Source organism: Microbacterium sp. MEJ108Y (genome assembly GCF_000834175.1).
Classification (GTDB): Bacteria; Actinomycetota; Actinomycetes; order Actinomycetales; family Microbacteriaceae; genus Microbacterium; species Microbacterium forte.
Genome location: NZ_JXQX01000004.1, coordinates 25674 through 38575 on the forward strand (window position 1 = coordinate 25674; position 12902 = coordinate 38575).

At 67.3% G+C, this 12902-nt stretch carries 14 protein-coding genes and 3 tRNA genes; 4 read left to right on the plus strand and 13 right to left on the minus strand.

Annotated elements, in window-relative coordinates; genetic code table 11:
• Positions 1-94 precede the first annotated feature (94 nt).
• From RU09_RS02040 to RU09_RS02055, 4 genes are all read right to left on the minus strand, one after another.
• Complete coding sequence (locus tag RU09_RS02040; RefSeq protein ID WP_042536950.1) at positions 95-928, minus strand: ABC transporter permease; 834 nt, start codon at positions 926-928, stop codon at positions 95-97.
• Positions 925-1830, minus strand: coding sequence for an ABC transporter ATP-binding protein (locus RU09_RS02045; protein ID WP_042536953.1), 906 nt, complete (start codon positions 1828-1830; stop codon positions 925-927). Before RU09_RS02045 ends, RU09_RS02040 begins: the two co-directional genes overlap by 4 nt.
• 146 nt (positions 1831-1976) lie before the next feature.
• A complete protein-coding gene (locus RU09_RS02050; RefSeq protein WP_042536955.1) occupies positions 1977-3392 on the minus strand; it encodes a hypothetical protein in 1416 nt (471 codons plus the stop codon).
• A gap of 169 nt (positions 3393-3561) precedes the next feature.
• A complete protein-coding gene (locus tag RU09_RS02055; RefSeq protein WP_042536958.1) occupies positions 3562-4065 on the minus strand; it encodes a hypothetical protein in 504 nt (167 codons plus the stop codon).
• A 71-nt stretch (positions 4066-4136) separates the two neighbouring features.
• Between RU09_RS02055 and RU09_RS02060 the strand changes: the two genes are divergently transcribed.
• The gene (locus tag RU09_RS02060; RefSeq protein WP_042536960.1) at positions 4137-4871 is read left to right on the plus strand and encodes a DUF2071 domain-containing protein; all 735 of its coding nucleotides are present in this window, start codon (positions 4137-4139) and stop codon (positions 4869-4871) included.
• On the opposite strand, the gene RU09_RS02065 is transcribed toward RU09_RS02060, so the two are convergent.
• The 6 genes from RU09_RS02065 to RU09_RS02090 all read right to left on the minus strand — a co-directional run bounded on the left by RU09_RS02065 (position 4852) and on the right by RU09_RS02090 (position 7564).
• A complete protein-coding gene (locus RU09_RS02065; RefSeq protein ID WP_042536962.1) occupies positions 4852-5772 on the minus strand; it encodes an AEC family transporter in 921 nt (306 codons plus the stop codon). The genes RU09_RS02060 and RU09_RS02065 overlap by 20 nt on opposite strands.
• Positions 5773-6085: 313 nt before the next feature.
• Entirely contained in the window at positions 6086-6709 is a 624-nt protein-coding gene (locus RU09_RS17990) for a GntR family transcriptional regulator (RefSeq protein ID WP_056375555.1), read from the minus strand.
• Between the two features lie 105 nt (positions 6710-6814).
• On the minus strand, positions 6815-7123 hold the full coding sequence (locus RU09_RS02075; protein ID WP_042536964.1) for a hypothetical protein: 309 nt from the start codon (positions 7121-7123) through the stop codon (positions 6815-6817).
• Between the two features lie 121 nt (positions 7124-7244).
• A tRNA-Phe gene (locus tag RU09_RS02080) sits at positions 7245-7317 on the minus strand.
• A 71-nt stretch (positions 7318-7388) separates the two neighbouring features.
• Positions 7389-7462, minus strand: a tRNA-Asp gene (locus RU09_RS02085).
• A 29-nt stretch (positions 7463-7491) separates the two neighbouring features.
• Positions 7492-7564: transfer RNA gene (locus RU09_RS02090), tRNA-Glu, on the minus strand.
• A gap of 211 nt (positions 7565-7775) precedes the next feature.
• Between RU09_RS02090 and RU09_RS02095 the strand changes: the two genes are divergently transcribed.
• Complete coding sequence (locus RU09_RS02095; RefSeq protein WP_042536966.1) at positions 7776-9143, plus strand: peptidoglycan DD-metalloendopeptidase family protein; 1368 nt, start codon at positions 7776-7778, stop codon at positions 9141-9143.
• A gap of 73 nt (positions 9144-9216) precedes the next feature.
• Here the strand turns inward: RU09_RS02095 and RU09_RS02100 are convergent, their stop codons facing one another.
• Together RU09_RS02100 and RU09_RS02105 are read right to left on the minus strand one after the other, a co-directional pair.
• Positions 9217-9708 (minus strand): inorganic diphosphatase, encoded by a 492-nt coding sequence (locus RU09_RS02100; protein WP_042536967.1) that lies wholly within the window; start codon positions 9706-9708, stop codon positions 9217-9219.
• A gap of 43 nt (positions 9709-9751) precedes the next feature.
• A complete protein-coding gene (locus tag RU09_RS02105) occupies positions 9752-10411 on the minus strand; it encodes a TMEM175 family protein (RefSeq protein ID WP_052492825.1) in 660 nt (219 codons plus the stop codon).
• A 77-nt stretch (positions 10412-10488) separates the two neighbouring features.
• On the opposite strand from RU09_RS02105, the gene tilS reads away from it, so the two are divergent.
• On the plus strand, positions 10489-11475 hold the full coding sequence (gene tilS / locus RU09_RS02110) for a tRNA lysidine(34) synthetase TilS (protein ID WP_042537183.1): 987 nt from the start codon (positions 10489-10491) through the stop codon (positions 11473-11475).
• A 91-nt stretch (positions 11476-11566) separates the two neighbouring features.
• Here tilS and RU09_RS02115 read toward each other — a convergent pair whose 3' ends face one another.
• A complete protein-coding gene (locus RU09_RS02115) occupies positions 11567-12157 on the minus strand; it encodes a DUF937 domain-containing protein (RefSeq protein WP_042536972.1) in 591 nt (196 codons plus the stop codon).
• A 139-nt stretch (positions 12158-12296) separates the two neighbouring features.
• Between RU09_RS02115 and hpt the strand changes: the two genes are divergently transcribed.
• Entirely contained in the window at positions 12297-12848 is a 552-nt protein-coding gene (gene hpt / locus RU09_RS02120; RefSeq protein ID WP_042536974.1) for a hypoxanthine phosphoribosyltransferase, read from the plus strand.
• Positions 12849-12902 lie beyond the last annotated feature (54 nt).

The following is a 12902-nucleotide window of genomic DNA, read 5'->3' on the forward strand; positions in this document are numbered from 1 at the left end:
GCGCACCACTCTTCCACTGTTCGGCACAGCCCGACGCACAGCCCGACGCCGCGATGACGTCGAACCGTGCGCCGGGGCGACCGCGATGCCGATGTCATCCGCTCTGACGGATCCAGCGGAAGGTCGCGCGGCTGAGGATGAAGCCTGCGATGAGCCAGATCGCCAGCATGATCGCGACGAGACCGAGGTTCCATTCGCCTCCCGGTTCTGCGACTCTGAACGAGTCGGGCAGGATCGCCGCGCGCATCCCCTGAGCGATCCACTTGAGCGGGAACACGGCGGCGACGTTCTGCAGCCACTCGGGCAGGGCTGAGAAGGCGATGTAGACGCCCGAGATGAACTGCAGCAGCAGCACGACCGGGATCACCACGGCCGACGCGGTCTTGCCCGAACGGGGGAGCGCCGACAGGGCGATGCCGAGCAGCGTGCACGAGAGCAGACCGAGCACGAACACCCAGGCGAACAGGCCCCACGACTCTGCATCCACGGGCAGCTGCACCTTGTAGAGCACGACCGCGACGGTGAGGAGCAGCGCCATCTGCAGGATCGCGGTCACGAACACCTCGCCGATCTTGCCTATGAAATATGTCGCGGGCGAGATCGGGGTGCTTCCGAGGCGCTTCAGCGTGCCGTCGCTCTTCTCGACTGCGATCTCGATCGACAGGCCCTGCACTCCCGAGAGGAAGATGCCGCCCGCGATGAGTCCGGGGAGGTAGTACGTCGCCATGCTCACCTTGTCAGCGCCCTCGCCGACGTCGCCGGTGAAGATGGTCGCGAAGATCAGATACATCACGGTGGGGAACAGGAACGTGAAGAAGACCTGATCTCCCGCGCGGAAGTACTGTCGCAGCTCGAAGCCGATGCGACGCACGCCGAGTCGGATCGTGCGGGGGAGGCCGAAGCGCGTCGGTGCGGTCATGGTGCTCATGCCGGCTCCTTCAGGTCGGTGAGGCTGTCGTCTGCCGTGGGGTCCGCGGCGGATGCGGCATCGTGCTCTCGGATCAGGCCGAGGTAGATGTCCTCGAGGGTCGGGCGGACGACCTCCAGGGCGTCGGGTTCGCCGATCGTCGTCTGCAGCCCCGAGACGAACGCTCCAGGAGTCGGGGTGCGCTGCTCATGACGCGTGCCCGTCGCATCCCGCCAGCGCACCAGCGGTGTGCGTGCGTCCGGGCCGCCGATCTCGTCGATCGGTCCGATCGCGGCGATCCGCCCCCCTGTGATGACCGCGGCGCGGTCGCCGAGCTGAGCCGCTTCGTCGAGGTAATGAGTGGTCAGCAGGATGGTGGTTCCCTCTGCCTTGAGCGAGCGGATGAGATCCCAGAACTGGCGGCGTGCCTCTGGATCGAAACCCGTGGTCGGTTCGTCGAGGAACAGCATCTCGGGTCGACCGATGATCCCCAGTGCGACGTCGAGGCGGCGCTGCTGTCCGCCGGAGAGCTTTCCCGCGCGGGAGCGCTGCTTCTGCTCGAGGCCCACCGCGGCGATCACCTCGTCGATGTCGCGAGGGCGGGGGTAGTACCCGGCGAACTCGGTGAGCAGCTCACGTACGGTGAAGTTGCCCGCTTCGCCGGTGGATTGCAGCACGATGCCCAGGCGTGCCTTCCAGTCCAGCCCGCCGCGCTGCGGGTCGACGCCGAGCACACGCACCTCGCCGGACGTGCGGTGTCGATATCCCTCGAGGATCTCGATGGTCGTCGACTTTCCTGCACCGTTCGGGCCGAGCAGCGCGAACGTCTCGCCCCGGCCGATGTCGAAGCTGATGCCGTCGACGGCGGCGAACCCGCCGTAGTCCTTGCGGAGATCCCGCACCTCGATCACGCTGTCTGTCATGTTCCCAGCGTGCCCGTGTAAGAGCGCGCGCGGTAGCCGTGAAGCGACGGACTCGGGCATCCACCGATCGGTGGATGCCCGCTGAGGACGGAACAGGGGCGTGAGCGGAATGTCCGCCCACGCCCCTGTTCGTCAGGAGATCGAGGTCAGCGTGAGGCCTTCTCGTCGGTCTCGACGACCTCGATGGTGATCTTTCCGTCGATGGTCCCGGCATCGTCGTCGAGGATCTCGTCGTCGAGGGTTTCGTCTCCGCGGAACTCCTCGACGGGCTCGACAATGTCGTCCTGGTCATCTTCGAGGATCTCAGCATCGAGGGTGTCGACGTCGAGCACGTCGTCGTCAGCGTCGGCCGCCGGGGCGACGGCGTCCTCCTTCTGCTGGTCGCTGAAGATCCCCTCCGGGCGGATCAGCTCGCGCACCTCGGCCATGAAGCTGGCGAGCTGCTGCTGCTGCCAGCGCAGCTGGCGCGCCTGGTCTTCGGCATCCCGCAGTACTGCCGAGGTGTGACTCGTCACAGAGTCGACGATCTTCTGCGACTTCACACGCGCACGGTCGAGCGTGTCGCGGGCGCGCACCTGGGCATCCGCTTCGATGGTCTGCGCCTGCGAGCGCATCAGCCGCTCGTAGTCGTCGGCCTTCGCGGAGATGCGCTGTGCATGATCGAGGGACGCGGCGACCTGCTCGTTGGCATCGTTCGTGATGCGCTCAGCGTGGGCGACGGCCTGGTTGTGCAGCACGAGGAACTCCTGCTGGGCGTCGTCCTGGCGTCGGGTGAGCGTCTCCTCGAACTCGAGCACGCGCGCGTTCATCTCGCGCACCTCGCGCTCCGCCTCGGCACGCAGCTGGGTCGTCTCGCGAGTGACGAGCGAGCGGAGCGCCGCAGCGCCCTTCTCGGCCTCGGTGCGGATCGCCGTGGCTTCCTGCGTCGCCTGGTGCACCCGCTCGGCGGCGTGCGCGGCCTCGCGCTCGAGAGTCGCCTGGTGCGCGGTGTACTCGGTGTCGATCTTCAGGCGCACCTGGTCGGCATCGTGCTGAGCGTGGGCGATGATGCGGGTGACATCGGCATCCGCCTCGGCACGCTGCGTGGTGACCTCTTCGCGCGCTGCGGCCATCAGGCGGTCCGCCTGCACCGCGGCGTTCTGGATGAGCACGTTCGCCTGCTCTTCGGCGACGCGGAGGATGGCCTCGAACTGCTCGCGCGACGGCGCCTCCTGGCCGTCCGCCCGCGGTGTGTCGACGAGCTCGTTGGTCAGGGTGGCGACCTGCTGCTCGGTCTCCGCGGCCTTCGCCTTGGTGGCGAGAAGCTCGGCCTCGAGTTCTTCGCGGGCGATGCGCTCTTCTTCACGGAGCGCCTCGACGGCGTCTTCGTGGCGCGCCTCGGTGGCGGCGAGGTCCGCCTTCGCCTGCTGCAGCTGATTGCGCAGCGCGCTCAGAGCCGAGTCGACCTCGGCCTTGTCGTAGCCGCGGAACGACGCTGTGAAGCCGGACTGCTCACGCGGCGTCTCTTCAATCAGCTTGTCGAAGAAGTCGGGAGTCCGGTCGTTATTGGGGGATTCACTCATTGGTCGGCCTTTCCGGCGCAGGTCACAGAGGGACTGAGGGCTGTGATGAGAAATGGTGCCGTCGCGAGGCCGGCTGGTGGTGGGGCCGGTGCGTCATCAGCAATACCACAGCCTAGTTGCGGCGACTGTGAGATGCACCCGGTGTTCCGGTACGCGACGTGCGGTCGGTCTAGACCGGCATCCATGTTCCCGTCGCCTCGTCGCGCCGGTGGTGGGTCGGCCGTCCCGGGGAGACATCGATGCCCCTCACGTGCGCGGCCGCGGAGACGCCGGAGCGCAGGTCTGCCCAGAACTCCGAGGTGTTCGGCACGCCCAGGTGCTCGCGGACCCTCTCGACCTCCAGCCGGGTTCCGCGCTCATCGTCGACGAGCCGCACGATCGCGTCGTCGGGCTCGATGAATCGGATGCCGTAGCCCCCGCCCCCGAGCCGGGTGAACTTGCGCGGCTGCTGCAGCACGACACCGTCGACGACCTCGCGTGCTGTGGCTTCCGGCGCATGCAGCACCAGGGTCGTGTCCAGTTCGTCGAGGATCCCGGTGAGGCGGGTCGTCGCGTAGCGCCGCCCTTCTCTTCCTCCCGCCGCGTCGGTCGAGCGGCGCACCCAGCGGGGGAGGAAGATCGCCAGCACGAGGATCGCGGCGATCACGGCGACGTAGATGAGCGCGTTGTCCACGCATACAACCTACGGGAGGCGGATACGCCGACACCCTTGGAGTAATTTAGCTACAGTGCTAGATTCACAATATGAGGATCATTCGCGACGTACGGGCGCAGCTGCGCCGACGACTTCTGATCAGCTACCGGGTGGACCCTGACGTCGCCGTCTCGCTGCTGCCTGCGGGGTTCCGCCCTCGAATCGTCGACGGCTCTGCGGTCGCCGGCGTGTGCGTGCTGGGTCTGGAATCGATCCGCCCGGGTTGGTCGAGCGGTCGATGGGGTCTCCGCTCCGAGAACGCCGCTCATCGGATCGCCGTCGAGTGGGACGGCCCCGACGGCGTCGAGCAGGGGGTCTTCATCTTCGAACGCCACAGTTCGGCATGGCATCCGGTGCTGTTCGGTGGGCGACTGTTCCCCGGGGTGCATCGGAGGGCGCGATTCCGGATCGAGGAATCCGGCGATCGTTACGCGCTCGCGATGGAGGCGGCCGGGCACAGCCTCGACGCCGATGTCGAAGTGGGCGGCGAGTGGTCGAGTGCCCTGTTCGCGTCTGTCGACGAGGCCTCCGACTTCTACCGCTCCGGTCGCATCGGGTGGTCACTGGCGCGCGACCGACGCACCGTCGAACCGGTCGCGCTCGCGTCCGATTCGTGGAAGGTCGAAGGTGCCCGTCTGCACCACCTTCGGTCGTCGTTCTTCGAGGCGCTTCCCGCCGGGGCTGCGGTCTTCGACAGCGTCGTCGTGATGCGCGATCTTCCGCTGACCCTCTCCGGCGTCGGCGGCCGGCGGGATGCTGCGGTGCTCACCCCAGCAGGAACATGATGAGGATCAGCACGGGCAGGCAGCCGAGCGTGGTGAGGAACACGGTGTCACGCGAGATGGTCTCGCCGATGTCGTATCGCTGCGAGTAGTTGAAGACGTTCTGGGCGGTCGGAAGCGCCGCGAGGATGACGACGATCAGCACCTCGGCCGAAGAGAGTCCGAAGACGAACTCCGCCACGACCCAGGCGATCAGAGGCATCGCGATGAGCTTGAGCGATGTGGCGACGATGATGTCTCGGCGGTGTCCGGGGGCTCCGAGGACGCGCTGGCCGTGCAGCGAGATGCCGTAGCTGATCAGCAGCACCGGCACGGCAGCATCGGCGATCAGCTGCGCGGGCTCCATGACGATGGGCGGAACAGTGATGCCCAGCACCGAGACGAGGGTTCCGAGGAGCGAGGCGATGATGATCGGGTTGGTCGCCGTGCGCACGAGGGTCTTGCGCAGCGAGACCCGGTCGCTCGTGACGGCATCGAGGATCGTCAGCGAGACCGGCGTGAAGACCAGCAGCTGCATGAGCACGACCGGCGCGGGGTAGGCGGCGCTGCCGAGCAGGTACAGAGACAGTGGGATGCCGATGTTGTTCGAGTTGACCTGCCCGGCCGACAGGGCGCCGATCAGCGTCTCTCCGACGGGGCGCTTCCACCAGAGTCGCGCCACCAGCGTGTAGATCGCGATGATCGCGACGGCCGCTATCGCCGAGACGGGGAGCAGCGAGGAGAAGAGCATCTTCGCATCGGCATGGGCGAGCACGGTGAAGAGCAGGAACGGCGACAGCACGAAGAAGATCAGGCGGCCGAGCACATGCCGGGCGTGCGGGCCGAGCAGATCGATCCGCCCGAGCAGGTACCCGAGGGCGATCGCCACCCCCACGACCGCGAATCCGGTGAACGTCTCGAGCATGGTTCGAGCGTATCCAGCCCGGACTCACCCCGTCGTCACCGGCGGCTCGGGCAGGGATCTCGGCATAGCAGTTCGAGCGTCTCGGCGTCAATGGTTGAGCCCCGATCAGCGTCAGCGCCCGTCTCGCCAATACGCTGGCAATACGACGAGCCGCAGTCTGCTGCTCTCCGTCGGTCGAACCAGACGTGCCCTCGAGTCTCTCGGTCTTGAGCGCCCACTGGGGGGTGGGTGCGCTTGCGGACCTTCTCATCGACTGATCCGGTCCCCCCGTTCGGGCGCGGGGGACCGGAACCAACTCCTCGGAGTCGATCCGCTACTTCAGGCGGAGCATCCTCTGCACGGCCTTGACGCCGGCGTTCGCGCTGCGGGCGCGCATCGCGGACTCGAGCTCCTCGAGTGACTCCCGCGTGTTCACTCGCGGTTCTCCGAGGTAGAGATCGCGGAACACGAGATACCAGAAGTCGCTCAGCATCAGTCGATAGAGATCGTTCAGCGCACGGTCGGTCAGGAATTCGAAGAGCTCGACATGGGCCTCGATCCAGCCCTTGCCGGACTCGACCGACTCGATCGCCTCGCCGATCAGCTCGCACGCGATGGCGAGGTCCGCCTCGGACAGCGCGAGTGCAGCCTCGCGGATGATCTCGCCGCCCTGAGACGCGGCGAACTCGCGGGTGATGCGTGAGCGTTCGTCGGTGATGTCGGTGACCATCGAGTAGCGATTCGCGTGGACTTCCATCAGCCCGGCTCGCGCGAGTCGCTGCACTGCCTCTCGCACCGGGGTGCGGGTGACGCCGAGGTCGTCGGCGATCGCCTTGTCGCTCAGTTTCGCGCCCGGAGCATAAGTGCCGTCGGCGATCGACGTCGCCAATCGGCGGAAGAGCTCCTCAGCTCCGAGGTTCCGCTGCGCCCCAGGCACAACTGGCAGGTCAGGTCCCATATCAATATATTACTTCGCATACGTCGGGTGGGATATCGACCGCGAGAGACGACCTGCGTGTCTATCGTGCTGCAGCCGCACTCATGGACTGCATCCATGCGGCCGTCACTCTCGTGTGAACGAGACCTCGCGGCTGACGCGCCGGTTGTGGAGGATCAGCACGACGAGCGCTGCGACGGGACCGGCCAGAACCACCATGATCGTCCAGTGCCATCCCGCGGTGCTCACGAGCGCGGCGCCGAGCACGATGAGTCCGGCGCCCACGGCCCGCAGTGCGATCGAGCGCTCAGGCGTCGTCCGAGGCTTGCCGCCGAACGGAACTCGCGTGGTCGCGTTGGCTCGAAGAGTCATCCCGAGAGCGGTGTGGAAGATCGCGATCCCGACGACAGCGGCAGCGATTCCGAAGACGAACATGTCATCGACGGTATCAAGTGCGGTGTCCGGCGAGCAGATCGCCTCCGCCCGGGAAAAGCGGAAACCCCCGCCATGTAGAAGCTAGGCGAGGGTTCCTAAGGTGACTGTAATGATCACCCTGTGGCTCCGACGGGCGTCGATCCCGTGACCTCACGATTTTCAGTCGTGCGCTCTACCAACTGAGCTACAGAGCCGTGCGACGGGCTAGACCTGTCGCATCTAGACGAAAGGGCCCTTCTCGAAGAGAAAGGCCCGTCGCTTAGAGCGACCCTGACGGGACTTGAACCCGCGACCTCCGCCGTGACAGGGCGGCACGCTAACCAACTGCGCTACAGGGCCATACTTGTTTTCAATTATACCGGAAGGAGTGACCCCAACGGGATTCGAACCCGTGCTACCGCCGTGAAAGGGCGGCGTCCTAGGCCGCTAAACGATGGGGCCGAAGTCTGTCCCGGAGGACTTCCTTGCCGACGCTCAAGCATAAGGGAAGATCTGAGCAAAACGCGAATCGAGGGCGAGCCTGCTGTACCCCGGGCGTGTTCGGGAGGACGATGGACCCGTATCGCTGTGTCCTCTCGCGCTGTCCGCCTCCTGGTGCGGATGTGAAAGAAGTTGTTAGTGTGGCATTTGTGAAACCGGCGGAAGGGGCCGAGTGAACGACAAGGACTCGACGACGAATGCTGCTGCGGCGGCATCCGACGACTGCGGCTGCGCGCCGACGCCCGCGGAGAGCCGTGCGTTCTGGAAGGACCGCTCGGTCACCCGTCGCGGCGCCCTCACTCTCGGCGCGCTCAGCGTCGTCGCCCTCAGCGCCTTCGGCGTCTCCAACGGCGTGACCGCCGCGTACGCGGCGACGTATCCCAGCTGGGACGACGTCCAGAACGCGATGAACAACGAGGCCGCGAAGGCAGGCGAGGTCACGCGCATCGAGGGGCTCATCCAGTCGCTCAAGCAGCGGGTGGCAGACGCGCAGGCGAAGGCCGTCCTCGCCGGCGAGGAGTACAACGCCGCACAGCTGGCGTACTTCGACGCCATCGCCGTCGCAGATGAGCTCCAGTCGAAGGCCGACGAGCAGGCGCTCGTCGCCGACGACGCGACCAAGAAGGCCGCCCAGCTCGCCGCTCAGCTCTATCGCAACGGGGGCGATGACACCGCCCTCGAACTCTTCTTCGCCGGCTCGGCCGACAACGCCGACCAGCTGCTCTCTCGTCTCGGGACGATGGACAAGGTCTACCAGTACAACCAGACGGTGCACGACAACGCGGTCGCCGCACGCAACTCGGCCCAGGCGCTCACCGATCAGGCCGTCGTCGCCCGCACCGAGCGCGACCGTCTGCAGCAGATCGCCGAGCAGAAGATGATCGAGGCCCAGGCGGCAGCCGACGCCGCCCAGGCGGCGCTCGACGAGCAGTCGGCCAACCTCGCGACGATGCAGGCGCAGCTCGCCGCCCTGAAGGACGCCACGGCGACGACCGTGGCCGGCTACCAGGAGGGCGTGCGCGTCGCGGAGGAAGAACGCAAGCGTCGCGAAGCGGCCGAGGCCGCTGCTGCCGCCGCAGGCAATGGCGGCGGTGGCGGTGGCGGCGGAGGAGTCGGCGGGTCACCCGGATCGGGAGGCTGGGTCCGACCGCACGGCGGCCACCGCAGCGCGGGGTTCGGCCCTCGTCCCAAGCCCTGCGCGGCATGCTCCGGCTACCACTACGGCGTCGACCTCGCGAACGGCTGCGGAGCGGCGATCTACGCGGCGCAGTCCGGCACCGTCGACTACGCCGGCCCCCGGGGCAACTACGGCAACTACATCCGCATCCAGCACGGCGGCGGAGTCTCCTCCGGCTATGCGCACATCAGGGACGGTGGATTCGCGGTCCGCAGCGGCACCTGGGTGAACTCCGGTCAGGTCATCGCCTACGCCGGCAACACCGGAGCATCCGTCGGCTGCCACCTGCACTTCGAGGTCTACATCAACGGCGCGTACACCAACCCCATCACCTTCCTCGCGGATCGCGGCGTCTCGGTCTGAGTTCCGCGTCCACGACGAGGAAGACCCCCGACCGCTGTGCGGATCCGGGGGTCTTCCTCGTTGCAGCGAGGGGTCAGTGACCCTGCTCGCCGAAGCGGACGATCGCCTCGTCGAGGATGCGCTGCGCCTCTGCGGCGTCGCCCCACGCGTCGACCTTGACCCACTTGTTGGGCTCGAGGTCCTTGTAGTGCTCGAAGAAGTGCTCGATCTCCTTCTTGGTGAACTCGGCGACGTCGCCGATGTCCTGGATGTGTGCCCAACGGGGGTCCTTCGACAGCACGGCGACGAGCTTGTCGTCTCCGCCGGCCTCGTCGCTCATCTTGAGCACGGCGACGGGTCGCACCTCGACGACGACGCCGGGGTAGATCGCGTGGTCGAGAAGCACGAGCACGTCGAGTGGGTCGCCGTCCTCTCCGAGGGTGTTGTCGAAGTAGCCGTAGTCGGCGGGGTACCCGAAGGTCGTGTAGAGCACGCGGTCGAGGTGCACTCGTCCGGTCTCGTGGTCGACCTCGTACTTCACGCGGCTGCCGCGCGGGATCTCGATGACGGCGTCGTGTGCGCCCATGCGTGTGCTCCTCAGAAATGACGGTTGGATGCCGCGCACTAGCCTACCCGCGGCCGGTGGATGGCCTGGGCGCCTGCCGCGACGCCCGGCTCAGCAGCGTCGTCACGACCCCTGTCAGCAGCAGCACGAGGAGCCCGGCGTAGCCGAGCGACGGCACGAACACCGCGATCGCGAGGGCGATCAGGAACAGGATGATCGCGGCGAGGTCGCCGATCACGCCAGCTCGCAGAACGTCGACCGGCGTCGTCGTGAAGTCGGGATGACGCAGCAGATAGAGCCACCCCGCCAGGGTCGTGATCTGCGTGAGGATCAGCGTGCCGATGTAGACAACCGGCTGCAGAGAGTCGGTCTCCATCTGTCCGATCATCGCGGTCGGCACGGGCAGCCAGACGATCGTCGCCATCCAGGCGATGTTGATCCAGAGCAGCGGGCCCGTGACCCACTCGACGTCGCGGTACTGCCGATGGTGGCCCATCCAGAACGTCGCGATGAGGACGAAGCTCAGCCCGAAGCTCAGCAGCTGACCCGAATGCTCGACGAAGAACTCGGCCGTGCTGAGCGTGCCGGAGGCGGCCTCGGACACGGATTCCATGAGCGGAAGGATCAGCAGAGTCATCGCGATCGCGACGACGGCATCGACGAACGCCTTGAACCGCTCTGTCCTGAACCGCACTGCCCTGAAACGCACTGGGTGATCCGTCACGGCGCCAGGTTAGGACGCAGAGCCTGCAGAGCGCGAGACCTGCGCGGCGATCCATCCTCGTGATCTACCGTTGGTCTGTGCCGTCGCTATCACCCGCCATCGCCGAGATCCGCCTCGCCGTGCGCACCGCGCTCGCCGATCTGCCCGCGGGATCGACCGTCGTCGTCGCTCTCTCCGGGGGAGCGGACTCGCTCGCGCTCGCCGCGGCGACCGCGTTCGAAGCCCCCAAGCTCGGACTCCGAGCGGGGAGTCTCACGGTCGACCACGGTCTTCAGGACGGATCGGATGCTGTCGCCGCACGCGCCGCGCGAACGGCGGCGGCGCTGGGGCTCGACGCTCTCATCGTCCGGGTCGAGGTGGGCGAGGACGGCGGTCCGGAGGCCGCGGCCCGCGACGCGCGGTATCGGGTGCTGAAGGACGCTGCCGCGGATGCCGGCGCTTCAGCCGTGCTGCTCGGACACACGCTCGACGACCAGGCCGAGACGGTGCTGCTCGGCCTCGCCCGCGGATCCGGGGCGGCGAGCCTGCAGGGGATGGCGCCGGTGCGCGAAGACGACGACGGGCTGCGCTGGGTGCGGCCGTTGCTCGCGGTGCGGCGCGAGACCACGCGAGCGTGCTGCACGGCATCCGACCTCGAGGTCTGGGACGACCCGCACAACGCAGACCAGCGATTCGCGCGGGTGCGTGTGCGCGACCGCGTGCTGCCGGTGCTCGAAGCGGAACTCGGCCCCGGCATCGCCGAGGCTCTGGCGCGCACGGCCGAACAGCTGCGGGAAGACGCCGAGGCGTTCGACGAGATGATCCATGAGACGATCGAGGACATCGTCGAGCATGCCGAGGCAGGGATCTCGGTCAGCGTCGCCGCTCTCGCCGCCAACCCGGCGGCTCTGCGCAATCGGATCATCCGACTGGTGGTCGACAGCGAGTTCGGGGTGAGCCTGACGCGCCTGCAGACTCTCGAGGTCGCGCGGCTCGCCACGGACTGGGCGGGTCAGGGACCCATCGACCTGCCGTCGTGCTCGGCGGCCCGGGTGGGCGGACGCATCGTCTTCACCGCGCGCTGAGTCGCAGCATCCCGCGACCCGCAGCGACGAGAGAACCCCTGCGGTCCCGTCCTCGGGGGCCGCAGGGGTTCTGGTCAGGCGGGGGCGGCTGCTACTTCTTGCCGCCGAGCAGGCCGCCGAGCAGGTCTCCGATGCCGCCGCCGCCCGAGGACTTTCCGCCGCCGAGGATGCCGCCGAGCAGGTCTCCGATGCCGCCGCCACCCGACGAGCTGCCGCCGCCGAGGATCCCGCCGATCACATCGCCGATGCCGCCGCCACCCGACTGCGTCTCTGCCGCGTCGGGCTTCGCGGACTTGTCCTTCGTGGCGTTGGCGATCAGGCCCATCACGATCGGGGCGAGGATCGGGAGGAGCTTGCCGAAGTCGATGCCGGCGGTCTCCTTCGACTCCGTCAGCTTCTCGGTGACCTGCTTCTCGTCGTCGCCGAGGATGTGCGCGACGATCTTGCCACCATCGGCCTGATCGATGTCGTCGACCTTCGCCGCCCCGGCCTTGCCCTGGTGGCGCTTCAGAGCGTTCTCGATCGCCGCAGAGCCCTCCGCGGTGGACGCGTTCTTGGCGAGGCCGCCGAGCAGCACCGCGCCGCCCTGTTCGACTGCCTCTTTGGCGACGTCGGGGGAGACTCCGAGCTTCGCGGCGATGTCGTCGATCGGGACCTGCGTGAGGATGTCGTCGAGTGCCATGGGTGAATCCTTCCGTCTGCGGGCCCACGCCCGTTCAAGCGCCAGAGTAGTGCGGATGCCGGACCTGTACCCGGAATTCTGGTGGACGATCTGCGGATCCTGTGCGGGACCATGCCGGTGCGTCACCTAAAATCAATCCATGCGCGCCGCGGAGATCCAGGACGACCTTGCTCAGATCCTCGTCACAGAGGAGGAGATCATCGCCAAGCTCGATGAGCTCGCAACTCGGGTCGCGGCCGACTACGAGGGCAAGGAGATCATCCTCGTCGGCGTGCTCAAGGGCGCGGTCATGGTCATGGCCGACTTCGCACGTGCTCTCCCCTTCCACGCCCCGATGGACTGGATGGCGGTCTCGAGCTACGGCGCGAGCACCAAGTCGAGCGGCGTGGTGCAGATCCGCAAGGACCTCGACACCGACCTGAACGGCAAGCACGTGCTGATCGTCGAGGACATCATCGACTCGGGCCTCACCCTCAGCTGGCTGCTCGAGAACTTCGAGTCGCGCGGTGCGGAGTCGATCGAGGTGCTCGCACTGCTGCGCAAGCCGGAGGCCGCGAAGGTCGTCATCGACTGCAAGTACGTCGGCTTCGACATCCCCACCGACTTCGTCGTCGGCTACGGCCTCGACTACGACGAGCGTTACCGCAACCTGCGCGATGTCGCGGTGCTCGCTCCCCACGTCTACAGCTGATCGGCTGCTCGGGGCGCACCGCTACGCCGTGGGTGAACGCACAGCGGCCACCTA